The sequence below is a fragment of the Aeromonas sp. FL131 genome (assembly GCF_049860615.1).
Classification (GTDB): domain Bacteria; phylum Pseudomonadota; class Gammaproteobacteria; order Enterobacterales; family Aeromonadaceae; genus Aeromonas; species Aeromonas hydrophila.
This window is the reverse complement of the sequence record NZ_CP187595.1, coordinates 4,282,501-4,308,846: the sequence shown is the minus strand read 5'-3', so window position 1 is coordinate 4,308,846 and position 26,346 is coordinate 4,282,501. Positions and strand designations below refer to the sequence as shown.

The 26,346-nt window shown below is 61.6% G+C and carries 25 protein-coding genes and 1 pseudogene (1 of these 26 only partly in view); 10 read left to right on the top strand and 16 right to left on the bottom strand.

Annotated elements, in window-relative coordinates; translation table 11 throughout:
- Positions 1–86: 86 nt before the first annotated feature.
- Both ACPW75_RS20055 and ACPW75_RS20050 read left to right on the top strand, forming a co-directional pair.
- On the top strand, positions 87–1,322 hold the full coding sequence (locus tag ACPW75_RS20055) for a 4Fe-4S binding protein (RefSeq protein WP_077098221.1): 1,236 nt from the start codon (positions 87–89) through the stop codon (positions 1,320–1,322).
- 287 nt (positions 1,323–1,609) lie between these two features.
- On the top strand, positions 1,610–2,836 hold the full coding sequence (locus ACPW75_RS20050; RefSeq protein ID WP_043126334.1) for an aromatic amino acid transporter: 1,227 nt from the start codon (positions 1,610–1,612) through the stop codon (positions 2,834–2,836).
- A 90-nt stretch (positions 2,837–2,926) separates the two neighbouring features.
- Here ACPW75_RS20050 and ACPW75_RS20045 read toward each other — a convergent pair whose 3' ends face one another.
- From ACPW75_RS20045 to ACPW75_RS20030, 4 genes and pseudogenes are all read right to left on the bottom strand, one after another.
- Positions 2,927–3,406 carry a DM13 domain-containing protein gene (locus tag ACPW75_RS20045; protein WP_049045714.1) on the bottom strand — a complete coding sequence of 160 codons (480 nt, stop codon included), beginning with the start codon at positions 3,404–3,406 and terminating at the stop codon, positions 2,927–2,929.
- Positions 3,407–3,519: 113 nt separating this feature from the next.
- Positions 3,520–3,924 (bottom strand): hypothetical protein, encoded by a 405-nt coding sequence (locus tag ACPW75_RS20040; protein ID WP_010635548.1) that lies wholly within the window; start codon positions 3,922–3,924, stop codon positions 3,520–3,522.
- 260 nt (positions 3,925–4,184) lie between these two features.
- Positions 4,185–4,457, bottom strand: a pseudogene (locus tag ACPW75_RS20035) (hypothetical protein); the annotation flags it as partial.
- Positions 4,458–4,514: 57 nt separating this feature from the next.
- A complete protein-coding gene (locus tag ACPW75_RS20030; RefSeq protein ID WP_024946304.1) occupies positions 4,515–5,432 on the bottom strand; it encodes an IS5 family transposase in 918 nt (305 codons plus the stop codon).
- 758 nt (positions 5,433–6,190) lie between these two features.
- On the opposite strand from ACPW75_RS20030, the gene ACPW75_RS20025 reads away from it, so the two are divergent.
- Positions 6,191–6,697, top strand: coding sequence for an AAA family ATPase (locus tag ACPW75_RS20025; protein WP_077097546.1), 507 nt, complete (start codon positions 6,191–6,193; stop codon positions 6,695–6,697).
- Positions 6,698–6,983: 286 nt separating this feature from the next.
- Entirely contained in the window at positions 6,984–7,298 is a 315-nt protein-coding gene (locus tag ACPW75_RS20020) for a hypothetical protein (protein WP_077097544.1), read from the top strand.
- A 73-nt stretch (positions 7,299–7,371) separates the two neighbouring features.
- On the opposite strand, the gene glyS is transcribed toward ACPW75_RS20020, so the two are convergent.
- Entirely contained in the window at positions 7,372–9,441 is a 2,070-nt protein-coding gene (gene glyS / locus ACPW75_RS20015) for a glycine--tRNA ligase subunit beta (RefSeq protein ID WP_077097542.1), read from the bottom strand.
- A gap of 9 nt (positions 9,442–9,450) precedes the next feature.
- Positions 9,451–10,380, bottom strand: coding sequence for a glycine--tRNA ligase subunit alpha (gene glyQ / locus ACPW75_RS20010; protein ID WP_010672400.1), 930 nt, complete (start codon positions 10,378–10,380; stop codon positions 9,451–9,453).
- Positions 10,381–10,589: 209 nt separating this feature from the next.
- Here glyQ and ACPW75_RS20005 point away from each other — a divergent pair, with 209 nt between their 5' ends.
- Positions 10,590–11,171 carry a DNA-3-methyladenine glycosylase I gene (locus ACPW75_RS20005; protein WP_077097540.1) on the top strand — a complete coding sequence of 194 codons (582 nt, stop codon included), beginning with the start codon at positions 10,590–10,592 and terminating at the stop codon, positions 11,169–11,171.
- Between the two features lie 62 nt (positions 11,172–11,233).
- On the opposite strand, the gene ACPW75_RS20000 is transcribed toward ACPW75_RS20005, so the two are convergent.
- A complete protein-coding gene (locus ACPW75_RS20000; protein ID WP_029302619.1) occupies positions 11,234–11,794 on the bottom strand; it encodes a cysteine hydrolase family protein in 561 nt (186 codons plus the stop codon).
- A 257-nt stretch (positions 11,795–12,051) separates the two neighbouring features.
- Here ACPW75_RS20000 and ACPW75_RS19995 point away from each other — a divergent pair, with 257 nt between their 5' ends.
- A complete protein-coding gene (locus ACPW75_RS19995) occupies positions 12,052–12,708 on the top strand; it encodes an OmpA family lipoprotein (RefSeq protein WP_011704158.1) in 657 nt (218 codons plus the stop codon).
- 144 nt (positions 12,709–12,852) lie between these two features.
- On the opposite strand, the gene ACPW75_RS19990 is transcribed toward ACPW75_RS19995, so the two are convergent.
- Genes ACPW75_RS19990 through tusA form a run of 3 tightly spaced genes read right to left on the bottom strand, consistent with a single transcriptional unit; the run spans position 12,853 to position 13,585 of the window.
- Positions 12,853–12,960, bottom strand: a complete 108-nt coding sequence (locus tag ACPW75_RS19990) for an endoribonuclease L-PSP (RefSeq protein ID WP_010672406.1) — start codon at positions 12,958–12,960, stop codon at positions 12,853–12,855.
- Between the two features lie 10 nt (positions 12,961–12,970).
- Positions 12,971–13,318 (bottom strand): RidA family protein, encoded by a 348-nt coding sequence (locus ACPW75_RS19985; RefSeq protein WP_016348988.1) that lies wholly within the window; start codon positions 13,316–13,318, stop codon positions 12,971–12,973.
- A gap of 21 nt (positions 13,319–13,339) precedes the next feature.
- Positions 13,340–13,585, bottom strand: a complete 246-nt coding sequence (tusA, locus tag ACPW75_RS19980; protein WP_005307416.1) for a sulfurtransferase TusA — start codon at positions 13,583–13,585, stop codon at positions 13,340–13,342.
- Between the two features lie 171 nt (positions 13,586–13,756).
- Here tusA and ACPW75_RS19975 point away from each other — a divergent pair, with 171 nt between their 5' ends.
- Entirely contained in the window at positions 13,757–13,948 is a 192-nt protein-coding gene (locus ACPW75_RS19975; protein ID WP_005307420.1) for a hypothetical protein, read from the top strand.
- A gap of 72 nt (positions 13,949–14,020) precedes the next feature.
- Here the strand turns inward: ACPW75_RS19975 and ACPW75_RS19970 are convergent, their stop codons facing one another.
- The 6 genes from ACPW75_RS19970 to ACPW75_RS19945 all read right to left on the bottom strand — a co-directional run bounded on the left by ACPW75_RS19970 (position 14,021) and on the right by ACPW75_RS19945 (position 23,280).
- Entirely contained in the window at positions 14,021–15,259 is a 1,239-nt protein-coding gene (locus tag ACPW75_RS19970; protein ID WP_077097538.1) for an ABC transporter substrate-binding protein, read from the bottom strand.
- 4 nt (positions 15,260–15,263) lie between these two features.
- Entirely contained in the window at positions 15,264–16,709 is a 1,446-nt protein-coding gene (locus tag ACPW75_RS19965; RefSeq protein WP_042064458.1) for an ATP-binding protein, read from the bottom strand.
- A 51-nt stretch (positions 16,710–16,760) separates the two neighbouring features.
- Positions 16,761–17,483, bottom strand: coding sequence for a response regulator (locus ACPW75_RS19960; protein ID WP_016348992.1), 723 nt, complete (start codon positions 17,481–17,483; stop codon positions 16,761–16,763).
- 324 nt (positions 17,484–17,807) lie between these two features.
- Positions 17,808–18,971 (bottom strand): acetyl-CoA C-acyltransferase FadA, encoded by a 1,164-nt coding sequence (gene fadA, locus ACPW75_RS19955; protein WP_043168043.1) that lies wholly within the window; start codon positions 18,969–18,971, stop codon positions 17,808–17,810.
- 21 nt (positions 18,972–18,992) lie between these two features.
- Positions 18,993–21,140, bottom strand: a complete 2,148-nt coding sequence (gene fadB, locus ACPW75_RS19950) for a fatty acid oxidation complex subunit alpha FadB (RefSeq protein WP_077097536.1) — start codon at positions 21,138–21,140, stop codon at positions 18,993–18,995.
- A 202-nt stretch (positions 21,141–21,342) separates the two neighbouring features.
- A complete protein-coding gene (locus ACPW75_RS19945; RefSeq protein ID WP_077097534.1) occupies positions 21,343–23,280 on the bottom strand; it encodes an acetoacetate--CoA ligase in 1,938 nt (645 codons plus the stop codon).
- 190 nt (positions 23,281–23,470) lie between these two features.
- Here ACPW75_RS19945 and pepQ point away from each other — a divergent pair, with 190 nt between their 5' ends.
- The 3 genes in view from pepQ to ACPW75_RS19930 are tightly spaced (at most 36 nt apart) and all read left to right on the top strand, a layout consistent with a single transcriptional unit that may run on beyond the window.
- Positions 23,471–24,793, top strand: coding sequence for a Xaa-Pro dipeptidase (pepQ, locus tag ACPW75_RS19940; protein ID WP_041218417.1), 1,323 nt, complete (start codon positions 23,471–23,473; stop codon positions 24,791–24,793).
- Positions 24,793–25,410 carry a YigZ family protein gene (locus ACPW75_RS19935; protein WP_041218416.1) on the top strand — a complete coding sequence of 206 codons (618 nt, stop codon included), beginning with the start codon at positions 24,793–24,795 and terminating at the stop codon, positions 25,408–25,410. Before pepQ ends, ACPW75_RS19935 begins: the two co-directional genes overlap by 1 nt.
- A 36-nt stretch (positions 25,411–25,446) precedes the next feature.
- On the top strand, positions 25,447–26,346 hold the 5' portion of the coding sequence (locus ACPW75_RS19930) for a TrkH family potassium uptake protein (RefSeq protein ID WP_077097532.1). Its footprint extends 558 nt past the window's final position; 900 of the gene's 1,458 nt are visible here — the first part of the coding sequence; it begins with the start codon at positions 25,447–25,449; its stop codon lies off the right edge, out of view.

Genomic DNA, 26,346 nt, shown 5'->3' with positions numbered 1-26,346 from the left:
TCCCCCTCTACCCATGCAGATCAAAATAATCAATTCAGATGTCCGTTATCCTTGCCGCCAGTGGTGGATGAGGCAGTGAGGGAAACATGAGCGTGATCGAAGCCGTGACCATGGCCGCCGGCCTGGCCTATCTGGTGCTGCTGGCGTGGCAGGCGCGATCGGGCTGGCAGGCGCGATCGGGCTGGCAGTGGCGTCTTGCCCTCGGCCTGCTGCTCATGCTCTGGTTGCTGGCGGCGGACAGCCTGCTCTGGCTCGGCGTGGGGCTGGTGGCCGGTGCGCTTGCTCTCTGGCACCAGTGGCGGCCGCTGCCCGCCCTCGAGGCGCTCGACAGCCAGTGGTTGCGGGCGCGCACACGCCAGCTGCTGTTGCTCTGCTGGGGGCTGGTGACGCTGCAGTACGGCTTGCATGTCTGGCAGCTGGGGCAGGGGATGAGCCCCTGGCTGGTGCGCCCTGACGTGGTGGACGGCTTCCTGCCCATCGCCGGCGGGCTCGGGCTGCGGGCCTGGCTCGGACAGGGGCTGGTGGATCCGCACCATCCGGCGGCCACCGTGACTGTACTGGTGCTCTCGCTGTCGGCTCTGCTGCTGGGGCGGGCGTTCTGCGCCTGGTTCTGCCCGCTCGGGCTGGTGGGTGAGTGGCTGCACGGCCTGCGCAGCCGATGGATAACGGGGGAGTGGACGCCGCCGCGCTGGCTCGATGCCGTGTTGCGCGGCCAGAAGTTTCTGGTGCTCGCGTTCCTGTTGTTTATCGTGTTGATCGCGGTGCCAGGCGCCGCCCTGCCCGGCTACTTCACCAGCCCCTACCATCAGGCGGCGGACATGAAGATGGGAGCCTTCTTCTTCAACCTGACCCTGATCTCGGGTCTGTGCCTTGGCTGGGTGCTGCTGCTCACCGCCACCTTCCGCCAGGGCTTCTGCCGCTACCTTTGTCCCTATGGCGCCTGGCTGGCCCTGCTCGGCCTGCTGACCCCACTGCGCATTCGCCGTGACCCGGCCCGCTGCCTGCGCAGTGCGGGTCACGACTGCGACAAGTGCAGCCGGGCCTGCCCGTCGCGCATCCAGGTGCACCAGCTCATCGCGGTGCGCAGTCTCGAGTGCACCAGCTGCCTGAGCTGCGTGGCCGCCTGCCCCAAGCGGGCCGATGCGCTGCACTTGGGCACGCAGGGGCGCCGGCTCGCGCCTCGCCAGCTGCTGGGGCTGCTCTGCCTGTTGCTGCTGGTGCTGCCGCTGCTCGCTTACGGCCTGCTGGGGATCTGGGTCAGCCAGACGCCGCTGGCAGATCGCGCCCACCTGCTGCAACTATTGCCGCAACTCACTCATTGAGTCACAAGGAGCCAGTTGCAGGCTGTCTGCGAAGGGCCCGTTGGGCAGCCTGAACATGCACCCGCATTTGATACCTGAGGGGTAGCAGGGTAAAGTCCCTTCCCCGACATGCGGCCCTGCTGCCGTGTCGGGCCGGCAGCCCGCCTTGAGCGCACCTTGCTTCCCTTGCGAAGCAGCTAGCGCCGGGCGCCGGCACCTAGATGAGCGCGATCTACCATGACAACCGGCGTAGCAAATGCAACGGTCCGCGGTCGCGATCAGATCCACAATCGTCTTTGGAGAAGTAAATGGGACAGAAACCATCGTTGGTGGGCGGGGCATGCATCATTGCCGGCGTCTGTGTAGGGGCCGGCATGCTGGGCTTGCCGAGTGCGGGGGCGGGCGCCTGGACCATCTGGTCGGTGCTGGCCATCACCCTGACCATGATCGTGATGACGCTCTCCGGCTGGATGCTGCTGGAGTCTTATCAGGGCTATCCGCTGCGCGTGTCGTTCGATACCGTCACCCGCGAACTGCTGGGGGAGAAGCTCAACGCCCTCAACAACCTCACCGTCTATTTCGTCGGCGGCATCCTGCTCTACGCCTACATCACCTCGGCCGGCCTCATCATCGACGGCATGACCGGCATTGGCAGCCAGTGGGGCTCGGTCCTGTTTACCCTTGGCTTCTCCGGCCTGGTGTGGCACTCCACCCGGGCGGTGGATCGCATCTCAGTAGTGCTGGTCATCGCCATGGGGCTGAGCTTCGTGTTCGGCATCTCGGGCCTGTCGCTCAACATCAAGCCGACCCTGCTGTTCGATACCCTGAGCGAGCACGCCAGCTATGCCCCCTATGCGCTGGCCATGCTGCCGGTGGCGCTCACCTCGTTTGGTTATCACCACTCGGTGTCGTCCATGCGCGCCTACTACGGTGAGGAGCGCCGCGCCCGTTACGCCATCCTCGGCGGCACCGCCATCGCGCTGCTGTTCTACCTCATCTGGCTGGTGAGCGTGTTCGGCAACCTGCCGCGCAGCGAGTTCGGCCCCGTGGTGGCCCAGGGCGGCAACGTCGACGTGCTGCTCAAGGCGCTGGCCTCGGTGATCGAATCCGAGGCGGTCGCCAGCGCCCTCAACCTCTTCTCCATGGCTGCCATCCTCTCCTCCTTCATCGGGGTGGGGCTGGGGGTGTTCGACTATCTGGCGGATCTGTTCAAGTTCGACAACGGCCGTGGCGGCCGCGCCAAGTCGTGGGCGGCCACCTTCCTGCCGCCGCTGCTGCTCTCCCTGCTGTTCCCGTTCGGCTTCCTGATGGCCATCGGTTACGCGGGCGCCGTGGCTACCCTGTGGACCTGCATCATCCCGGCCCTGCTGGCCTGGAAGGTGCGCGCCGGCAAGGGCAAGCAAGGTGACAAACAGGATGGCTTCCGGGCGCCGGGCGGCATGCCGATGATCGCCGGCGTCTTCCTGTTCGGGGTACTGACCGCGGCGTTCCACCTGCTCAACATGGCGGGCATGCTGCCCGTCTACACCGGCTGACCCCCCCGGCCTGCCCCGGCAGACTGCGACAAAAAACGGCGCCTGATGGCGCCGTTTTTTATGATGCAGCACTGACGGTCACCTGTGGTGCTACTGCCGGTAGCGGGCGGCGGTGATGAACTGGCCGAAGGTCTCGCACCAGATGATCACGCTGTCGTAGTCGGCCGGGTTCACATTGGCAGGGAGGGGGACGATAAAGTTGTCGAAGGTCTTCACCGGTCCGATTTTCACCATCTTCTCCTTCAGGCGGGCAAAATCGGCCTCGGTCTCGACGAAGGTGGGCGACAGGTAGAGCTGGTAGTCGGGGCCCGGTGCCAGCTTGCCCATCAGGCTGATGGCATCGGGCCCGATGCTGACCTGCCCTTCGCCCCAGTGCAGCCGGTCGCTGTCTTGCAGATCCCGACGAAAGGTGCCGTGAAAGCTGGCCTGAGCCTGCCGGGCGGCAACCTGCTCGTTGGCGGGGGCGGGTGGGGCGATCAGGATCGGCAGGGCATAGATGCCGGCCGCAAAGCCGGCGGCGCCCACCAGCAGATGGCTGGCCAGCAGCAGGGCCAGGGTTTTGCGTTGCATGGCTGTCTCGGTCGTTGATTAATTGATGACACCACCCTACCAGCAGGCCACCGTCATGCCCACCCCGGAATGGGGGCATGACGGTGGTTGCACGGGCATCCTGTGGGCGGGGTTTACTGGATACTGACCGCCAGGGTGTGGGGCACCTGCTCGCCACGGCGGGCGGAGGCACGCATCTGATAGACCTGGATCAGGTACTTGCCGGAGGCGGGCAGGGCGCCTTGCCACTGACCATCGCCATCGTTGCTGCCCAGCGCCTCGGCCTGGCCGGGTTGGGCGCCGGGGGCGAAGACATTGAAGTTGGCGTTGCTGCTGCCGCCGATCTTGACCGTCATGGTCTGGCCCGCTTTGGCCACCAGCGTGTAATGGATGGTGTCATAGCCGGTAAAGCTGCCCTTGAGCTGGGCGCTGTGGGCCCCCTTGGCAAACTGCACCGGGACAGTGGTGACCTTGTCGGCGGCCTGCGCACCGGCGGCCATGGTGACGGCCAGCAGGGCGGCCAGGATTGCTCGTTTCATCTTTTTACCTCGTGAAGGGGCCCTGTCACCCTGGCAGAGCCGCCTCGACAAGATATGCCCAAATCGGCGGGCTGCCTATCCGGCTCAGAGGTATCGTCCCGGCCGAGTTGACATGAACAGGTGAGATACGTGGCGACGCTGCTTCGCATGTTGCAGTGCAAGGCAAGCGACGGTCGCGCGGGTTGTTAAAGCCGGGCGCAGCTGCCTGGCCCGGCTTGGTGTTCACTCCCTTTATCGCACGAATCAGTGCGCGGGCAGGATTAGGGGTTGAAGCTGCGGGTAATCTTCAACTGATGAATCCCACCGGAGCATTGGGAGTCATTGCCCCAGGCACTGACCGGCAGGCCGCGTTCCAGCGCCAGCAGGGCCATCTCGAACATGCCCCTGCCGGGGTAATCATTCAGGTTCTTGAAGACATGGAAGCTCGTGCTGCCCTGCTCATAATTCTTTTCCCATGAAATCACCACCGCATTGCCCGCGTCGGGGCCGCCACTGGCCGATTTGATATAACCAGCATGCACATCGGTCAACATGGGCGTTGTTGATCAAATCCGTCGCTGGATGGCCGTTCCCCAACCCGTTGATACCACTCAATTCACTGGCTGGCGAACAGGCATACCAAGCCCTATCAGCTTGTTCATCACCTTCACGCCAGCCAGGATTTCGCCCACCTGGGCGTTGTAGTTCCGCAGGCTCAGCGTTGGCCCGATGAGTTGCTTGAACCGGTACATGGCGGTCTCGGCTATCGAGCGCTGGTGATAGCCGGAGTCTTTCTTCCATTGCTTCAGTTCACCGGCCTTGAGCGCCGTCACCGCCTCGTTGCGGGGATGGTCTTCCTCCCACGGTGCCGCATTTTTTCTCGGCGGTATGGTGGCTTTCGCCCCCTTCTTCTTCAGTAGCGCATGACAGGCCTTGGTGTCATACGCACCATCGGCGCTGACCTGTTTTATCTTGCGTCGTAAGGGGTTGAGCAACGTCGGTAACACCTCGTTATCCGCCACCGTCTCCAGGCTGACTTCGGCAGCGATGACCGCATGGGTTGTGGCATCCACCGCCAAGTGGAGCTTGCGCCACACTCGTCGCTTCTCCTTGCCGTGTTTGCGAATTTTCCATTCGCCTTCGCCATAGACCTTGAGGCCGGTGGCATCAATGACCAAGTGAGCCACCGGGCCTTGGCTGGGGAGGCGGTACTTGATGTCGACGGTCTTGGCGCGCTTGCTGATACAGCTATAGTCCGGCGACTGCAAAGGCACCGCCATCAGTTGGAACAACGAGTTAATGAAGCCTTCTAGCGCCCGCAGCGGCAACTTGAACAAGCCTTTTAGCATCAGGGCCGTCTCAATGGCGGTGTCACTGTAGTGGAAACCTCTCCCTCGGCGGCCATGGTGGACCAGGCAATGCCACTGCTTAATGGCTTGTTCGTCCATCCAGATGGTCAACGAACCGCGTTGCACCAAGGCTTGGTTGTACTGCTGCCAGTTGCTGATCTTGTGCTTGGACTTGCCCATCTGATGCTCTCGGAGACTGCGCTACAGGATCAGATCACCGAGATGACAGATAGTTCCCCGATTTGAGCAACAAGGCCGTCAACATGACCCGATCAAGACATTGCACGTCGACCCGGTAAGTGGCCAAGGCACTGGTAGATAACATCAGGGTGGACAAGGCGGCCAACACAATAAACTTCTTTTTCATAATCATTCTACACATCTCCATTTGTGTGTTTTAGGTGAATGGCGGAAATTAAAATGGAGAGGTGGAAAAGGCCATGTCTATTTAATTATGATAAATCTGATATTGATTTTATATATTGTTTTGCAAGTGCATTGTCTGGGTATTCTATTTTTACGAAATGATAAGGATTTGATTTTCAATGGTTTATTTTTTAATGCGGGCGTCACTATTTTTCATTGTCGCGGTGATATGAAAGATGGTTGGATATATAAAACAAAGCATTTCTAATGCTGCATTATTTATTTTTAGGTATGACTTGGTAAAAGCTACAGCTTAATTGATGAGTCACAACAAGAAGAAATGGGGCGTAAAAATATCTTTTTTGGTTATTGCTATCCATCAGCCAGCCTGCATATGAATTTGGATGATCGGTAGAGCGGCAGGCTTATATTCGCGCGTATTCGATGATGGCTGCCGAGCAAGAGAACCCGCTGGCGGGCATATCCCGTGGAGCCTTGAACAAGACGCTGCGGGCACGATGGCAATCCGATACCCTATGGCCCAGATTCTTCTTTTATCACGGGAATGGAACATGCTTATCATCTTCAGTGGTTTGCCGGGCAGCGGAAAAAGCACCATAGCACGGGCCTTGGCCCAGCGGCTGGGCGCCGTCTACCTGCGGATCGATACCATAGAGCAGGCCATTCGTGCCGCTGAGCAGGCGGATAACGAGATGGGGCCGGCCGGTTATTTCGTCGCCTATGGGCTGGCCAGAGAGAACCTGGCACTTGGCTCGATCGTCATCACGGATTCCGTTAACCCCATCCAGCTCACCCGGGATGCCTACCACGAGATCGCCCGCTCGGTCGGGGTGCCCTGTCTCGATGTTGAGGTGATCTGCTCCAATCCGAAGCTGCACCGCAAGCGGGTCGAAAACCGGACGGTGGATATCGAGGGGCTGGCATTGCCGGATTGGCAGGCGGTGATCGATCGCGACTATCAACCCTGGGACAGTGAGCGTCTGGTACTGGATAGCGCCATCCTGTCGGTCACCCAGAGCGTGGAAAAGATTGTCGCTGCGTTGGCAAAGCCGTTGTAGGTTCGATTAGCGCAGCGTAATCGGACGAACGAGAGGCTTTTGTTGCGGTTGTTGTCATGAAGCGGGGGCGGCCAGCCGGAGGGGAAATTCGGCTGGCCGTTATGGCGGGAGAGTTGATTTACGCGAACGTCCGATTACGCCTGACGGCTAATCGAACCTACGGATTTTCAATACCCCAGCCTTCATGGAGTAATAATCCTCCCTTTATGGATACTTGTGAGTTGCAACACGAAAAAACTATAGGTTGATGGTTATATTGAGTTTCCTGTCATTTAAAGGAGGGGTTATGCAAGAAGCTCAATTTATTGATGCAATTCATGCCAAAACAAAAATAAGGCTAACTTTCTTTTCTAAAGAGGATGGTAGGCCCTTAGTGCGTTTATGTGCTCCTATGGATTTCGGCCCTAGTCGCCGAGCTCACAATAAAGACAACCGTTATCATCTTTGGGATTATGAAAGTGATGAGAAGAACCATGTGCTCTCACTTTTGCCAGATCAAGTCTCAAAAATGGAATTTTTAAACCAGAATTTTTGTCCAAGCGAATTTGTGACATGGCCACCAAATTGGTTTGTACCAAGAAATTGGGGACAATATAGCTAGTCAATACTTGAATATTTCAAAACAAGAACGGCGCCTTTCGGCGCCGTCTTTAATATCACAAACCCAACCAAGATCACTGCAGCAGGGAGATATCCGCGACTTGCAGGAACAGGTTGCGCAGGTTGTTCAGCAGTGCCAGACGGTTGGCCTTGAGGGCCTCGTCGTCTGCCATCACCATCACCTCGTTGAAGAAGGTGTCGACCGGTTCACGCAGGGCGGCCAGACGGGTGAGGGCAGCCTGATAGTCACCGGCAGCGAACAGAGGGGCCAGTTCGGCTTGCAGTGCTGCAACCTGGGTGGCCAGCGCCTTCTCGGCGGCATCGACCAGCAGTTCCGGTTTGACGGCAGTCGGCAATTCGCCTTCGACCTTGGCCAGAATGTTGCTCACGCGCTTGTTGGCGGCAGCCAGTGCCAGGGCGGCATCCAGCGTGCGGAAGTGGCTGACGGCCTTGACGCGACGATCGAAGTCGAGCGGACGGGTCGGGCGGCGGGCCAGTACGGCCAGCACCACGTCGGCACCGATGCCTTCGTCCTGATAGGCGGCGCGGAAGCGACCCAGCATAAAGTCGACCACGTCGGTGACGACGGTTTTGTTGGTCAGCTTGTCGCCGTAGACGCGTACCGCTTCTTCCACCAGTTCAACCAGATCCAAGTCCAGCTGCTTCTCGGTCATGATGCGCAGGGCACCGATGGCGGCGCGACGCAGGGCGAACGGGTCCTTGTCACCCTTCGGCAGCATGCCGATGCCGAAGATACCGGCCAGGGTGTCGAACTTGTCGGCCAGCGCGACGGCGCAGGCAACCAGACCGGACGGCAGGGCATCACCGGCAAAGCGCGGCATGTACTGCTCGTTGAGGGCCACGGCAACCGCTTCGTCTTCGCCATCGTGACGGGCGTAGTGCATCCCCATGACACCCTGGGTGTCGGTGAACTCGCCGACCATGTTGGTCATCAGATCACACTTGGAGAGCAGACCGGCACGCTTGGCCTGAGCCACGTCGGCACCGATACGCTCGGCGATAAAGCCGGCGACGGTCTCGATGCGCTCGACCTTGGCCTTGACGGTGCCCAGCTGTTGCTGGAACAGCACGGTTTCAAGGCGCGGCAGGCGGGAGGCCAGAGTCTGCTTGAGGTCGGTCTTGAAGAAGAACTCGGCGTCAGAGAGACGGGGGCGAACCACCTTCTCGTTGCCGCTGATGATCTGGCTCGGGTCTTTCGACTCGATGTTGGTGACGAAGATGAACTTCGGCAGCAGCTTGCCGTTCTTGTCGTAGACCGGGAAGTACTTCTGGTCACCCTTCATGGTGTGAACCAGCGCTTCAGCCGGCACGGCCAGGAACTTCTCTTCGAAGTTGGCGGTCAGCACCACCGGCCACTCGACCAGGGCGGTGACTTCTTCCAGCAGGGCGTCGTCCAGATCGGCCACGCCACCGAAGGCGGCAGCGGCCGCTTCGGCGTCAGCCTTGATCTTGGCCTTGCGCGCCATGAAGTCGGCAATCACCATGCCGCGCTCCTGCAGGATCTGCGGGTACTGGCTGGCGTTGTCGATAGTGAACTCGCTCTCGCCCATAAAGCGGTGACCGCGCAGGGTGCGGGCAGAGTCGATACCCAGAATGTGGGCGGGCACCAGCTCGCCATCCAGCAGCAGGGTCACGGTGAAGACCGGACGCACGAACTGGATGGTCTTGTCGCCCCAGCGCATCATCTTTGGGATCGGCAGTTTGGCCAGTGCAGAGGCAACCAGTTCGCCCAGCAGATCTTTGGCCGGACGGCCTTCGACCTTGGCGGTGTGAACCAGCCACTCGCCCTTGTCGGTGACCAGACGCTCGGCCTGCTCAACGGTGATGCCGTTGCCACGGGCCCAGCCTTCGGCAGCCTTGGTCGGCTTGCCGTCGGCATCGAACGCCTGCGCCACGGCCGGGCCGCGTTTCTCGACGCTCTTGCTCGGCTGTTCGCCGGCCAGCTCGTGCACCTTCAGCGCCAGGCGGCGCGGTGAGGCAAACCACTCGACGTCGCCGAAGGCCAGATCGGCCTTGGTCAGTTCGGCTTTGAAGTTGTCGGCAAAGGCTTCGGCCAGGGAGCGCAGGGCTTTGGGCGGCAGCTCAGCAGTACCGATCTCTACCAGAAATGTATGTTGTGCCATGTCCGTTCCTTAACCTTGCTTGTTCTCGTTGCTGCCGCGTTGGCACATCGGGAAGCCCAGCGCTTCGCGGGAGGCGTAGTATGCCTCGGCCACGGCCTTGGTCAGGGTGCGAATGCGCAGGATGTAGCGCTGACGCTCGGTGACCGAGATGGCCTTGCGGGCATCCAGCAGGTTGAAGGAGTGAGCGGCTTTGAGGATGCGCTCGTAGGCAGGCAGCGGCAGCGGTTTTTCCAGTGCCAGCAGATTCTGGGCTTCCTTCTCGTACTGCTCGAAGCAGTGGAACAGGAACTCCACATCGGCGTGTTCGAAGTTGTAGGTGGATTGCTCCACTTCGTTCTGGTGGAACACGTCGCCGTAGGTGGTCTTGCCCAGCGGGCCGTCAGACCAGACCAGATCGTAGACGCTGTCGACGCCCTGAATGTACATGGCCAGACGCTCGAGACCGTAGGTGATCTCGCCGGTGACCGGCTTGCACTCGAGGCCGCCAACCTGCTGGAAGTAGGTGAACTGGGTCACTTCCATGCCGTTCAGCCACACTTCCCAACCCAGACCCCAGGCCCCTAAGGTCGGGTTTTCCCAGTTGTCTTCCACGAAGCGGATGTCGTGGATCTCGGGATCCATGCCCAGCTCTTTCAGGGAGCCCAGATAGAGTTCCTGAATGTTGTCGGGGGAAGGCTTGATGATCACCTGGAACTGGTAGTAGTGCTGCAGGCGGTTCGGGTTTTCACCGTAGCGGCCGTCAGTCGGACGGCGGGACGGTTGCACGTAGGCGCAGGCGATGGGCTCGGGGCCCAGGGCGCGCAGGCAGGTCATGGGGTGAGAAGTACCGGCACCCACTTCCATATCCAGCGGCTGAATGATGGTACAGCCCTGGCGGGACCAATAGTCCTGCAGCTGCAGGATCAGGCCCTGAAAGGTTTTGACATCGAATTTTTGCATAATTTTTTTCGCGCGAAATGAAATCAGAGCAAGATTTGCTGAATGTGAACCGAAGGAGTATACCGTCTGGCATGGTCGGATAATAGGCGAAATTACAGCGGATTAATGTGATGGCGCTGCGCCGGGCCTGGGCGGGAGGGGTTGTCGGCACTCCCGCGCCCGGGTTGCCATCGACCCCGGGGATTGGATGAAATGACAGGAGAGAGGGAATGGAGTTGCGTTGCGCATGGGTGACCAAGGACCCGGAATACATTGAATACCATGACAAACAGTGGGGAAGGCCGGTGTATGACGCCCGCGAGCTGTTTGCCAAGCTCTGCCTCGACGGCCAGCAGGCGGGGCTGTCGTGGATCACCATCTTGAAGCGCACCGAGAGCTACCATCGCGCCTATGCGGATTTTGATCCGGTGCGCATCGTGCAGTTCGACGAGCAGGATGTGGAACGGCTGATGCAGGATACCGGCATCATCCGCAACCGGCTCAAGGTGCAGTCGATCATCAAAAACGCCCGCGCCTATCTGGCGCTGGAGGCCGAAGGCGTCGACTTTGTCGATTATCTGTGGGGCTTCGTGGGCGGCGCCCCCATCGTCAACCAGCGGCAGGGCAACGGCGACATTCCGGCGACCTCAGCGGAGTCGGATGCCATGTCCAAGGCGCTCAAGAAACGCGGCTTCACCTTCGTCGGCAGCACCATCTGCTACGCCTTCATGCAGGCGGTGGGGATGGTGAACGATCATCTGGTGACCTGCCCCTGTCACGCCGAGTGCCAGCAGGCCCCTGCGCGCCAATAAACTGGGCGCAAGGCAAAAGAGAAGGGAGGCTGATGCCTCCCTCTTGCATCTTGAGCCCAGAATTATCCGGGCTGAAGGGGGTGAGTCAGCGCCTCGCACACCTCGTCGCTGCTCATCAGCTGGACGAAGGGGCCGGCCAGGGTGGTGTTGTGGTGAGCGATGATCTGGGTTGCGGCAAGTGTCTGGGTATCCATGCAGGTGTGGGCATCGCTGACCAGTACCACGGAATAACCGAGATCCGCTGCCGCCCGGCAGGTGGTATCTATGCAGTACTGGGTCTTCATGCCGGTGACGAGCAGGGTTTGTACCCCGCGCTGCTTCAGCCAACTATCGAGGGCTGTGCCGTGAAAGGCACTTGGTCGCTGTTTGTCGAACACAAGGTCGGCAGCGGTCACGGCCAGCTCGGGCACCAGTTGCCAGAGGGGGCTGCCCGCAGCGATGGGACTGCCGGTCGGGCCCGTGTGGCGTACCGCCAGTACGGGGATGCCGGCACTATGGGCGGCATCGGCAAGCCGGTTGATGTTGGCCAGTAGCTGTGGGCCGGCATGGGGCGCCTCCGGGCCATGCAGCAGGCCGACCTGCATGTCGATGATGAGCAGGGCGGAATGGGCGAGTGAAGACATGGGCTGGCTCCGTTGTGGGGGAGCCCCACTCTGGCGGTAATGTCACCGGGTCGGCAACCCGCATCTGGGGGGCGTGGGCCTATGTGTTGTTCGCGCTGACCGTGAAACGTCAGCGAGGTTCGGGGTGCATTCCTCTGCCCGAGCGGCAGCCATGCGTGGCAGATGGGGGATCTGCATCGACAGCGTCACACCTTGGCACAGCTCTGGGGTAGAATGCGCCCTCTTTGGATTTGAGTCGGTTTTTTTAGAGGTTTTTCATGCATTTCAAGACACTTGTTCCCGCCGTTGCCCTGCTCGTAGCCCTGACCGGCTGTACCACCAACCCCTACACTGGGGAATCCCAGACCTCCAAGGGCGCCTGGGGCGCGCTGGCTGGCGCGGCCACTGGCGCTGCCGTGGGCGCGCTCTCTTCCAGCAAGGGTGACCGCAAGAAAGGGATCCTGACCGGCGTGGCCGCCGGCGCCGCCCTGGGTGGCGGTATCGGCTACTACATGGACGTGCAGGAAGCCAAGCTGCGCGAGAAGCTGCAGGGCACCGGTGTCAGCGTGACCCGCAACGGTGACCAGCTGATCCTCAACATGCCGAACAACGTCACCTTCGACAGCTCCAGCGCCCAGCTGAAAGCGGCCGGTGCCAACACCCTGTCCGGCGTGGCCATGGTGGTCGGTGAGTTCGACAAGACCCGCCTGAACGTGGTCGGTCACACCGACAGCACCGGCTCCCGCGAGCTGAACATGAAGCTCTCCGCCCAGCGCGCCGATGCCGTCGCCGCCCAGTTGATCGGCCAGGGTGTGACCGGCAGCCGTATCTCCACCAGCGGCGTGGGCCCGGATCAGCCGGTAGCCACCAACAGCACCGCCGAAGGCAAGGCCCAGAACCGTCGGGTGACCATCACCCTGACCCCGACCGCCTAAGCAGTCCGGTTCGCAGCCATGAAAAAGGCCCCGCCAGCGATGGCGGGGCCTTTTGCTATCCGGCGTTGCGGGCAATGGCACCTTGTTCTTTGCTCCCTTCTCCCCTTGTGGGAGAAGGGGTGGGGATGAGGGGGTAACCGCCTCTTAGACTGCCGCGGTCAGCTGCACTTCCACCTTGTAGCCTTCGTGGGCCAGGCGGGCTTGTACGCAGGCTCTGACCGGGGCTGTGTCGGCATCAGGGGAGCCAGGCATCCCGTTTTGCTTAGACAGCTGCGGTGAGCTGCACTTCGACCTTGTAGCCTTCGTGGGCCAGGCGGGCCTGCACGCAGGCGCGGACCGGCGCGGTGCCAGCCGGGATCCAGGCATCCCACTGCTCGTTGAAGGCCGCGATGTCCGCAATGTCCTTGAGATAGATGTTGGCCATCAGGATCTTGTCGACGCCGGAGCCGTTGGCTTCCAGCAGGCGCTGCAGGCTTTCCAGCACTTCACGGGTCTGCTGGTGAATATCGGCGGTATCGGTGGCTGGCACTTCCACCACGTAGAGGGTGCCGTTGTGAATGACCACGTCAGACCAACGCTGGGTGGTGCCGATTCGGGTAATGGCTGGCATGGATTGCTCCGGTGTTGGGGCTTACTGACCTTTGCGGATCAGATAGCGGTAAGGGGCCTGCTCTGTCTCGCTGGCGACCAGAGTGTGATCCATGAAGCGGCAGAAACTGGGGATGTCGCGGGTGGTTGAGGGGTCGTCGGCACTGACCAGCAGGGTCTCCCCGTCAGCCATCAACCGCACTTTTTTACGAACCATCATCACTGGCTCGGGGCAACGAAGCCCGATTGCGTCCAACTCGTGAGTCGCGTCGCAGAATAAAGCACTCATCAATAATCAACCTTCAACCAAATCAGCTGCCAATGATACTCACGGCGAAAAAATAATCAAACCACTCAGGCAACTGGCAGCATATGTAACCAAAGTGTTATCTGGGCCTACCCACTCACCGCCGTATGAGTAATATAAAAATTGAACCATATTCAACAAGGAGGTGTGAATATGCAGGTCTCCTACGGCAGATTACAAGCCTACGCAGGCATGGGGTTCTTGTCTTTCGCCATGATAGTGATGGGCAGCCCGATCGGTAATACCGGCACCTGGTTCGGTTCCATGGTGATGATCGGACTGGGGCTCTGGATCGAGCTCAGCGATTACTACGACGAGGATGAGGACGAAAACGATCAATCCTGACCCCAATACTTTCATAACGACAAAGGCGGATATCTCATCCGCCTTTGTCGTTTCTGGCCGCGGCAAAAAGCGTCAGCGGGTCGAGCGCATGGCCCGCTCCAGATGCAGCGCAGTCTGCTGCGGGTTGGCTCTGGGGTCGTTGAAGAAGTTGCTCAGCACATCCATGATCGCCTGGCGCATGTTGGTCGGCATCGCCATCCCCTCCGCCATGCTGGGCAGCAGGTTGCCCTCCCGCTCCGCCAGCAGAAAATCTTGATAGGAGCGGATGGCACAGCGGTCGAACTTGCTCATGTCCGGCTTGGTCAGCGCCGGTATCGAACCTTTCACCCGGTTGAACTCCTGCTGGAAGCGCGGCGTCATCAGCAGCTGGGCCAGCTCGCCCTGGGCCTGCAACTGGGCGGGATCCCGCTGCTTGAACATGGCGATGGAGTCGAGGTTGTAGCTGAACAGGTTGGCACTGCCGGGGCTTGGCAGGCACTCGATATCCTCACCGGGCCGGTAGTTGCCGGCGCTCAGTTCGCCCTTCACCCAGTCTCCCATGATCTGCATGGCGGCGCCGCCGCTCTCCAGCAGGTTGGTGGCCTGGTGCCACTTCAGGCCGGCGTATTTCTCCGGCACATAGCCGCGCAGTTGCTGAAAGCGGGTCAGCACCCGCACCATGTCGGGGCCGGTCAGGGTGGCGCTGTCCTGTTCCACGAAGGCTTTGCGGTAGAACGCCTTGCCCCCTTCACCGAGTGCCACCGTTTCGAACAGCACTGCCAGCTGCCAGGGCTCGTTGCCGATGGCGAGCGGGGTGATCCCTTGCTGCTTGAGCCGATCGGCCACGGTGACGAACTGGGCCCAGCTGGTGGGCGGAGTCAGCTTGTTGCGCTCGAAGATCTTGCGGTTGAGCCACAGCCAGTTGACCCGGTGGATGCCGGTCGGCACCGCCATCAGGGCACCGTTCTGGCTGAGGGTCTCCCGCACCATGGGCGGCAGCTGGGGATACCAGCCGAGGTGTTCGGCCATGGGGGTGAGGTCGCGCAGGAAGCCGAGCCCGGCCCACTCCCGCAACTCGAACCCCTTGAGGTGGGCCGCCTCCGGCGGATTGGCCGCCAGTGCCCGACTTTTCAGCACCGTCATGGCGCTCTTGCCGCCGCCGCCCTGCACCGCGAAGTCGTTCCACTGATTGCCCTGCTCGGTCCACTCGGACTTGAGCACTTCCACCGCCCTGGCCTCGCCGCCGGAGGTCCACCAGTGCAGCACCTCCACCTGGGAGGCGCTTACAGGCAGGGAGAGCAGGGCGATGACAGAAAAAGACAACCACTTCATAAGGTTACTGCCTTGGTAGGGAGAGGGTGGCCTGCAGGCCGCCCTGCGGACGATTTTCCAGCACCAGATCGCCGCCGTGGGCGTGGGCTATGTTGCGGGCAATGCCCAGACCCAGACCGGTGCCGGCCAGATCCGTACTGAGCCGGTAGTAGGGCTCGAAGATGCGTTCGAACTGATCCTCCGGCAGGCCGGGGCCCTCGTCCATGATGAACAGGATCAGCATCTCCTCATCGTCCATGATGATGATGCGCACCCGTTGGCCGTACTTGATGCCGTTGTCCACCAGGTTGCCGATGCAGCGCTTGAGGGCCAGCGGCTTGCCACGGTAGGGCTGCTTGCAGTGGCCTTCGATGGTCAGCCGCTCGTCGTGCAGGTTCATGGCCTCCGCCATCTGCTCCAGCATGGCGTCGATGTCGAGCTGCTCGATGTTCTCGTGGATGTCGGTGTCTTTCACCGTCTGCAGCGCTCCCTTCACCATCAGCTCCAGCTCGTCCAGGTCCTTGTTGAACTTGGCGATCTGCTGCTCGTCATCGAGCAGCTCGACCCGCAGCCGCAGCCGGGTGATGGGGGTCTTGAGGTCGTGGGAAATCGAGCTGAACAGCCGCTCTCTATCGTCGATATAGCGGCGGATGCGGTGCTGCATGATGTTGAAGGCGCGGGTGGCCGCCACGATCTCGGAGGCCCCCTCCTCTTTCAGCGAGGGTTGGTCGATGTCCTTGCCGAGGTTGACCGCCGCCTTGGCCAGTCGGCGCAGCGGCCGGGTCTGCCAGCGCACCAGCAGGAAGGTGAAGAAGCAGAGGAACACCGTCATCAGGGCGATGAAGCGCACCTGGTTGCTCGGCATGACGGTGTCGTCGAGCGTCATGTAGGGGGCGGGCAGCAGGGCCGCCAGATAGAGCCACTCGCCCGGTTCTATCTCGATCTGGGTCACCAGCACCGGCGGGTTGATCGGCTCCAGCGACAGGGTGTAGCGGGCCCAGGAGGAGGGCAGATCCGCCAGCAGGGTGTCGTTGTTGAAGACGTGCAGCTCTTCGGGCCGCGAGAAATCCACTTTGATCGCCATGGCGTCGGAGAGCTTGCGGGTCAGCACCCCCTGCACCTCTTTGAGCACCAGCGTCTTGCGCTCGCTGTCGGGGATGGCGCTGATGTGGATCTCCTCCTCGTTCAGCGACACGAAGAAGCGGCTGCCGCCCATGTTGCGCAGCTGGTCGAGGGCGATGTGGCGGTACTGCAGCGGCAGGGATTTGAAGAAGTTGACGGTGGAGGCGGCCGACAGCGCCAGGTTGCGGGTGGTGCTGAGCATGCCTTCCAGCTCCCGCTTCTGGATCTGCTGCATCCAGATGCCGGTGAGGATGGTCTGGGAGAGCAGGATCGCCAGCAGCAACAGCAGCAGCATCCGCGACAGCAGGGAACGGGGCACCAGCGCCCGCCAGAACCACCTGGTACTCATGGGATCTCTCGCCTTGTGTCGATCAGCATGCCGTCGCTACCTTGCTGGCTCTCATGGGATCTCGTGCACCTCGGCGATCAGCATGTAGCCGCTGCCGCGAATGGTCTTGATGATGCGCGGGCTCTTGCCGTTGTCACCCAGCTTCTGGCGCAAGCGGCTGATCTGCACGTCGATGCCACGCTCCATCGGCAGGCTCTCGCGACCGCGGGTGGCGTCCGAGATGGTATCCCGGTCCAGCACCACGCCGGGCTGCTGCAGGAACATGCCGAGCAGCAGGGCATCGCTGCCGGAGAGGTCCAGCAGGCTGCCGTCCTCGTGGGTCAGCTGGTGGCTCAGGGTATCCAGAGTCCACTCGGCGAAGCGCAGCCGGCGGCTCGGTTCTTTCTCTTTTTCCGGCTGGCGGAATTCGGCGCGGCGCAGCAGCGCCTTGATGCGGGCCTGCAGCTCGCGCGGGCTGAACGGCTTGGCGATGTAGTCATCGGCACCGAGCTCGAGGCCGATCACCCGGTCCGCTTCGTCGGAGGCGGCGGTCAGCATGATGATGGGCACCTGGGAGTCGCGACGGATCTGCTGGCAGAGGGTAAAGCCGTCGTCGCCCGGCATCATGATATCGAGAATGATGAGGTCCGGGTTGTGCTGGGCGAGCTGCTTGCGCATCTCGTTGCCCTCCGCTGCGGTCAATACCTCGAAGCCGGCCCTGGTCAGGTATTCGTTGAGCAGCTCGCGGATCTCTTGGTCGTCGTCGACGATCAGCAGTTGTTTGCTCGTTGACATATGTATGTGCATCCACCCATTTTTTTGTGCAGATTGAACCTGTCAGGGGCGCAAAAAGCAAGCAAGCCCCCCATCTAATGTGAGGTTATGGGCAATATCCTCCCATATCCTGCCGTGCAAATAAAAAAGGCCGACCCAAACGGGCCGGCCAATACGCAGATTCCGACGGCAGAAGTGCACCCCGTGTGGCGCACTCCACAGACTCGATAACGGGCCGGGCAGACCGACCCTAAAACCGCTGACAGGAGCCCGCTTCGCCGGGAAGCAGGAGCGGGCTCCTCTCTGTCAATCCAGCCCCGACCGGCGAACCGGCCAGGGCGCTACTTACACTCGTTCGAACACGGTGGCGATGCCCTGACCCAGGCCGATGCACATGGTGGCAACCCCCAGGGTGGCGTCCTTCTCTTCCATCAGGTTGAGCAGGGTGGTGGAGATGCGGGCACCGGAGCAGCCGAGCGGGTGACCCAGGGCGATGGCGCCGCCGTTCAGGTTTACCTTCTCGTCCACCACGTCTTGCAGACCCAGATCCTTCACGCAAGGCAGGGACTGGGCGGCAAACGCCTCATTCAGCTCGAACAGGTCGATGTCACCGATGGTCAGGCCGGCCCGCTTGAGCGCCTTCTGGGTGGCCGGTACCGGGCCGTAACCCATGATGGCGGCATCGCAGCCGGCGACGGCCATGGCGCGCACCTTGGCACGCGGGGTGAGGCCGAGCGCCTTGGCGCGGTCCGCACTCATCACCAGCATGGCGGCGGCGCCATCGGACAGGGCCGAGGAGGTGCCGGCGGTGACGGTGCCGTTGACCGGGTCGAATACCGGGCGCAGCTGGCTCAGGGTTTCCACCGTGGTCTCCGGGCGGATCACTTCGTCGTAGTCGTAGAAGAAGCGGGCGCCGCTGGCGTCATGGCCTTCCAGCCCGACGATCTCCTTGGCGAAACGCCCTTCCACGGTGGCGGCGTGAGCGCGGCGGTGGGAGCGGGCAGCAAACTCGTCCTGCTGCTGACGGCTGATGCCGTGCAGCTTGCCGAGCATCTCGGCGGTCAGCCCCATCATGCCGGAGGCTTTCGCCACCGACTTGGCCATGCCGGGGTGGAAGTCCACCCCGTGGCTCATCGGCACGTGACCCATGTGCTCGACGCCGCCGATGATGAAGATATCCCCATCACCCACCTGGATGGCGCGAGAGGCATCGTGCAGCGCCTGCATGGAGGAGCCGCACAGGCGGTTGACGGTGACCGCCCCCACCTGCTTGGGAATGCCGGCCAGCAGTGCGGCGTTGCGGGCGATGTTGAAGCCCTGCTCCAGGGTCTGCTGCACGCAGCCCCAGTAGATGTCCTCGATCTCGTTCGGGTCGAGGTTGGGGTTGCGCAGCAGGATGGATTTCATCAGGTGCGCGGACAAGTCTTCTGCACGCACGTTGCGGAAGGCGCCACCCTTGGACCGGCCCATCGGGGTCCGGATACAGTCGACAATGACTACGTCTTTCATGAATGGATCTCCTTTCCGCAATCAGTAGAAGGTTTTGCCCTGGGCGGCCATCTCACGCAGCTTGTCGCTGACGCGGTAGAGCGGGCCCAAGTCGGCATACTGGTCGGCCATGGCCACGTAGCGATCCAGACCAATGGTGTCCAGATAGCGGAACACGCCGCCGCGGAAGGGAGGGAAGCCCAGACCGTAGACCAGCGCGATGTCGGCTTCGGCTGGCGTGGCGACTATGCCCTCTTCCAGACAGAGCACCACCTCGTTGATCATCGGGATCATCATGCGGGCGATGATGGCGTCCTTGTCGAAATCCTGTTTCGGCTTGGCGATGGGGGCCAGCAGCTCGTAGCTGGCGGCGTCGGCCACCTTTTTCGGCTTGCCCTTCTTGTCCTGCTCGTAGGCGTAGAAGCCCTTGCCGTTCTTCTGACCGAAGCGATTCACTTCGTACATCACGTCGATGGCGGTGCGGCCTTCCTTGCTCATGCGCGCCGGGAAGCCCTGCGCCATCACGTCACCTGCATGGTGGCCGGTGTCGATGCCGACCACGTCCAGCAGGTAGGCAGGGCCCATCGGCCAGCCAAACTCCTTCTCCATCACCTTGTCAACGGCGGCGAAGTCGGCGCCATCGGCGACCAGCTTGTTGAAGCCGAAGAAGTAGGGGAACAGCACGCGGTTGACGAAGAAGCCCGGGCAGTCGTTGACCACCACCGGGGACTTGCCCATGGCGGCGGCGTAGGCCACCACGCGGTTGATGGTTTCATCGGAGGTCTGCTCGCCGCGGATGATCTCCACCAGTGGCATGCGGTGCACCGGGTTGAAGAAGTGCATGCCGCAGAAGTTCTGCGGGCGCTTCAGACCCTTGGCCAGCAGAGAGATGGGAATGGTGGAGGTGTTGCTGGCGAGCACGGCGTCTTCGCCAATGATCCCTTCCACTTCGCCCAGTACGGCGGCCTTCACCTTCGGGTTCTCGACCACGGCTTCGACCACCACATCCACATGCTTGACGTTGTCATAGCTGAGGGTCGGGGTGATGGCGGAGAGCACCTGGCCCATCTTGATGCCGTCGATGCGGCCCTTTTCGAGCTGGCCGTTGAGCAGCTTGGTGGCTTCACCCATGCCAAGCGCCAGCGCCTTCTCGTTGATGTCCTTCATCACCGCCGGAATGCCCTTGCTGGCGGATTGGTAGGCGATGCCGCCCCCCATGATGCCGGCACCCAGTACGGCGGCGTGGCCAGTGGCCTTAGCCGCCTGCTTGGCCGCCTTCTTGGCCAGCGCCTTGATGTGCTGATCGTTGAGGAAGATACCGACCAGCGCCTTGGCGACATCGGTCTTGGCCAGCTTGATGAAGCCTTGCGCCTCGACGGCCAGCGCCTCGTCACGGCTCATGCCGGCAGCGGCTTCGACGGTTTTTACCGCCGTCATCGGCGCCGGATAGTGTTTGCCCGCCACGGCGGCAACCATGCCGGCGGCGGTGGTGAAGCTCATCATGGCTTCCAGTTTGGAGAGGCGCAGCGGGGCCTTCTTGGCGGCGCGGCGGCCCTGCCAGTCCAGCTTGCCTTTGATCGCGTCCTTGATCATTTGCAGCGCAGCGCCCTGCAGCGCGTCGGGGGCGACCACGGCATCGATGGCACCCACCTTGAGGGCGTCATCGGCACGGTAATCCTTGCCGGTGGTGATCCACTCCAGCGCGTTGTCGGCGCCGATCACCCGCGGCAGACGGACGGTACCGCCAAAGCCGGGCATGATGCCGAGCTTGGTCTCGGGCAGGCCGATTTTGGCGCTGGTGTCAGCCAGTCGGAAGTCGGTGGAGAGGATTGTTTCGCAGCCGCCGCCCAGGGCGTGGCCCTTGATGGCACAGAGGGTGGGCACCGGCAGATCTTCGATGGCGCTGAAGATGTCGTTGGCCTTTTTCAGCCAGCCGAGCAGATCTGCCTGCGGCAGATCGAACAGTTCCAAGAATTCGGTAATGTCGGCGCCGACGATGAAGGCGTCTTTGCCGGAGGTGAGGATCAGACCTTTTAGTTCACGTTCTTGTTGTAATGCGGCGATCGCTTCGCTCAGGGAGAGCAGGGTAGCGCGATCCAGCTTGTTGACTGAACCCGGAGCATCGAACCTCAGCTCGGCAATGCCGTCTTCGAGGTAGCTGACCGTCAGGGTTTCGCCTTGGTAGATCATGAGAGTGTCTCCTTGTTCCCACATGGTGGGGGGTGGTGCTCCTTTATCCCCAGCAGGGGGCGAGGCTCACTATTGATCCAAAAGAAGACAATTTCAACACCTATTTAAAACATTCGTTTAACAGATATCGAGTAAAAGCTCGCCTCAGATTAACAACCAAAATAAAGGCGTCTGATGACGCCTTTATTAACCTTGTGTGGCCTCAGCTGGCCAGCTCGGGCCGGTCGCGATACTGGCTCAGCACCTCAGGATCGGCGAGGGCGTGGGTGTTGTTGACGGGCCGGTTGTGCACCACTTCCCGCACCGCCAGCTCCACTATCTTGCCGGACTTGGTGCGCGGAATGGCGTCCACCTGCAGGATGCGGGCCGGCACGTGACGGGCGGTGCAGTGCAGGCGCACCTGCTGGCGGATACGCTCGCGCAGCGCTTCGTCCAGCATGAGGCCTGGCTTGAGCTTGACGAACAGCACCACCCGCTCGTCCTGTTGCCACTGCTGGCCGATGACGATGCTCTCTTCTACTTCCTCCAGCTGCTCGACGTAGCGGTAAATCTCGCTGGTGCCGATGCGCACGCCGCCCGGATTGAGGGTGGCGTCGGAGCGACCGTAGAACAGGATGCCGCCGGTCGGGGTCAGCTCGATCCAGTCGCCATGGCACCAGATGTTGTCGAACCGTTCGAAATAGGCGGCGTGGTACTTGTCGCCGCTGTCGTCCCCCCAAAAGCCGATGGGTTGGGCCGGGAAGGGCTTGGTACAGACCAGCTCGCCCTTTTCCCCCTGCACCGGCTGACCCGCTTCGTTGAACACCTGTACCGCGAGGCCGAGGCCACGTCCCTGGCTCTCGCCGCGGTAGACGGGGCTGATGGGGTTGCCGATGACGAAGCATGAGCAGATGTCGGTGCCGCCCGAGATGGAGCTAAGCTGCACATCCTGCTTGATCTGCTGATAGACGTAGTCGAACCCCTCCGGCGACAGCACGGAGCCGGTGCTGCAGATCAGCCGCAACTGCGGCAGCTGGTGAGTCTTGATGGGGGCATAGCCCTGCTTGTGTAGCGCATCCAGGTATTTGGCCGAAGTGCCGAACAGGGCGACCTCTTCGTCGCGGGCGAGATCCCACAACACGTTGCCGTCCGGGTAGAAGGGGGAGCCGTCGTAGAGCACCAGGGTGGCGCCGGAGGCGAGCGCGCTCACCAGCCAGTTCCACATCATCCAGCCGCAGGTGGTGAAGTAGAAGATGCGCTCCCCCGGCTTGATGTCGCAGTGCAGCTGGTGTTCTTTCAGATGTTGCAGCAGGGTGCCGCCGATGCCGTGCACGATGCACTTGGGCTTGCCGGTGGTGCCGGACGAATAGAGGATGTAGAGCGGGTCATTGAAGGCCATGGGCTCGAACTGCAGGCTGGCGTCCGGCTGGCTGGCCATGATCTGGCGCCAGTCGTGGCCCAGTTGCAGGGGATGGCCGAGCAGGGGGATGATGACTGTCTGCTCTATGCTGTCGATCTGGCTGACGACCCCCGCCACTTTGCCCTGAATGTCGATGGCCTTGCCGTTGTAGCGATAGCCATCCACCGCAAACAGCACCCGCGGCCGGGTCTGGCCGAAGCGCTCCACCACGCTGGCTTCGCCGAAATCGGGGCTGGTGGAGGTCCAGATAGCGCCCAGACTGGTGGTCGCCAGCATGGCCACCACGGTTTGCGGGATATTGGGCAGGTAGGCCGCCACCACATCGCCCCGGCCGATACCCTGGCTATGCAGCCACTGGGCCAGCCTGGCGACCTGATCCGCCAGCTCGCGCCAGCTCAAGGTCTGGCTGGGGCTACCCTCGATGCGGGAGATGATAGCCGGCGTGTCATCCTGGCGGCGCAGCAGGTTTTCGGCGAAGTTGAGTCGGCTGTCCGGGAACCAGCGGGTACGCTGCATCTCCTGGCGGTTCTCCGCCACTATGTTGCCGAGCTCGCCCTTGACGCCGCAGTGCTGCCACACCAGCGGCCAGAAACGGGTTGTCTTCTCCACCGACCACTGGTAGAGCTGGGCGTAGCTGTGCAGCTGCAGGCCGTGGAAGCGGTTGACCTCGGCCATGAAGTGCTGGAGGTTGGATTGCTGAATCCGCTCCTGATCCGGTTGCCACAGGCAAAGGTTGTGCATGAGTAGTCCCTGACTGCATGTATCTACCGGCAGTGTATTGAATTGTTTTTTATTTGTTAATGGTTGGTTTTTGTTTCATAACAAAAGCCTTGTAACGTATGCGTTACCTCACGAAGCGATTGCTTGACGGTTCGAGCCTTGATTCGCTTGATGTTATGCTGAAACCACATTTCTCCCGGAGCAGGACGCCATGAGCAGCTACAGCCAACTTTTTGCCCAGCACCTCGACACCTTGCAGCAGCGCACCCGCGACATACTGCAACAGCAGGGACTGAGCGGTCTGGCCATCCACTCCGGCCAGACCCACCGCATCTTCCTCGATGATCAGGATTACCCCTTCAAGGTGAACCCCCAGTTCAAGGCCTGGTTGCCGGTGCTGGACAATCCCCACTGCTGGTTGCTGGTGGACGGCGTGAACAAGCCGGTGCTGCTGTTCTACCGGCCGGTGGATTTCTGGCACAAGGTGGCGGAGCTGCCCAATGCCTTCTGGGTCGACTTCTTCGATATCCGTTTCCTGACCCGTCCGGAGCAGATTGCTGATCACCTGCCGGCCAACAAGCAGGAGTGGGCCTATCTGGGCGGCCACCTGGAGGTGGCCGAGCTGCTGGGGCTGGGCCAGCCCAATCCGGAGGCGGTGCTCAACTATCTGCATTATCATCGCGCCTACAAGACGGCCTATGAGCTGGAATGCCTGCGCGATGCCAACCGCATCGGGGTGCGCGGTCACATTGCGGCCAAGGACTCCTTCATGGCGGGGGCGAGCGAGTTCGAGATCAACCTGGCCTACATGAAGGCGGTCGGGCAGGGGGCCAATGAGGCACCCTACGGCAATATCGTCGCCATCAACCGCAATGCGGCCATCCTGCACTACACCCACCTCTCCGCCCAGCGGGTGCCCGATGCGGAGCGGTACTCCTTCCTCATCGATGCCGGTGTGGATGTGCACGGCTATGCCTCCGACATCACCCGGACCTGGGCCTGGCGTCGCGGTGAGTTTGCCGATCTGATTGCGGCGCTGGATGCCCAGCAGCAGGAGATCATCGAGGAGATCAAGCCGGGCCGCCGTTACAGCGAGCTGCATCTGCAGATGCACCACCGACTGGCGCGCCTGCTGCAAGCCACCGAGCTGGTGGACATGTCGGTGGACGAGATGATCCATACCGGGGTGACCAATGTCTTCTTCCCCCATGGTCTCGGCCACTTCCTCGGCCTGCAGGTGCACGATGCCGGTGGCTTCATGCAGGATGAGCGCGGTACTCACCTGTCGGCCCCCGAACAGTTCCCCTATCTGCGCTGCACCCGGGTGATGGAGGTGGGCCAGGTGTTCACCATCGAGCCGGGTCTCTACTTCATTGACAGCCTGCTGGAGCCGCTGCGCCTCGGTGAACAGGGCAAGCGGGTCAACTGGAACAAGGTCGAGGCGCTGCGCCCCTATGGCGGCATCCGCATCGAAGACAACGTGGTGCTGCACGCCAACGGGGTGGAAAACCTGACCAGACAAGCAGGGCTCTGATGGCGGCAGACTATTCCATACCGGCTGCACCGCTGGAGGTGAGTGAGGAGATCAAGAAGAGCCGCTTCATCACTTATATTGCCCACACGCCGACCGTAGAGGCTGCCAAAGCCTGGATCGGCGAGATAAAACAGCAACATCCCGGGGCCCGGCATCACTGCTGGGCCTTTGTTGCCGGTGCTCCGCAGGACAGTCAGGTGTACGGTTTCAGCGATGACGGCGAGCCCTCGGGCACCGCCGGCAAGCCCATGCTGGCCCAACTGATGGGGGCCGGTCTCGGGGAGATCGCCGCCGTGGTGGTGCGCTATTACGGTGGGGTACTGCTGGGCACCGGCGGCCTGGTCAAGGCCTATGGCGGTGGCGTGGGCACCGCCCTCAAGCAGCTCGAAATCCGTATCAAGCGCCAGCAGACTGCCTCCCTCATCCAGTGCGACTATACCGACATGGGAGCGGTGGAAGCGCTGATCCAGGCGCATCAGGGTCAGTTGCTGGCGGCCGACTATGGCGCCAGCGTCACCCTGCAGGTGGCGTGGGAAGCCGCTGTTTGGAGCAGAATCGCACAGGAATTGACCGACCGAACCCAGGGTCGGGTATCCCTTCGTCCCTTAGATGGCTAGAATCCATCGCTCTTTTAGTCTGAAGAGGGAGCCGGAATGCAGATTCTGAGCATCATTCGTATCGTTGGCCTGCTGGTCGCGCTGTTCAGTTCGACCATGTTGCTGCCCGCGCTGGTCGCCTTTGGCTATCGTGATGGCGGTGGTGCCGAGTTCGTCAACTCCTTCTTCATCGCCCTGCTGCTCGGTGCCGCGCTCTGGTTTCCCAACCGCCATCAGAAGAAAGATCTCAGATCCAAGGAAGGCTTTCTCATCGTCGTGCTGTTCTGGGTGGTGCTGGGCAGCGTGGGGGCCTTGCCGTTCCTGCTGGGAGAGGTGCCCGGCATGACGGTGTCGGAGGCCTTCTTCGAGTCGTTTTCCGGCCTGACCACCACGGGGGCGACCGTGCTCACCGGGCTCGACAATCTGCCCAAGGCGTTTCTGTTCTATCGCCAGCTGCTGCAGTGGCTGGGGGGCATGGGGATCATAGTGCTGGCGGTGGCCATACTGCCGCTGCTCGGGATTGGGGGCATGCAGCTCTATCGCGCCGAAATTCCGGGGCCGGTCAAGGACAACAAGGTCACCCCGCGCATCGCCGAGACGGCCAAGGCGCTCTGGTTCATCTATCTGCTGCTCACCTCCCTCTGCGCCCTGGCGTACTGGATGGCGGGCATGACCCTGTTCGATGCCATCTGCCACTCCTTCTCCACCCTGTCGGTGGGCGGCTTCTCGACCCACGACGCCAGCATCGGCTTTTTCAACAGCCCGGCCATCAACCTGATTACTGTGCTGTTTCTGCTGCTGGCGAGCGTCAACTTCGCCCTGCACTTCATGGTGTTCGCTCACAAGCCGGTGCGGCTGAGCAACTATCTGCGCGACTCCGAGCTGAAGGTGTTTCTGAGCATCCAGTGCGTGCTGGTGCTGATCTGCTTCGTTTCCCTCTTGTTTCACGGCCATTAC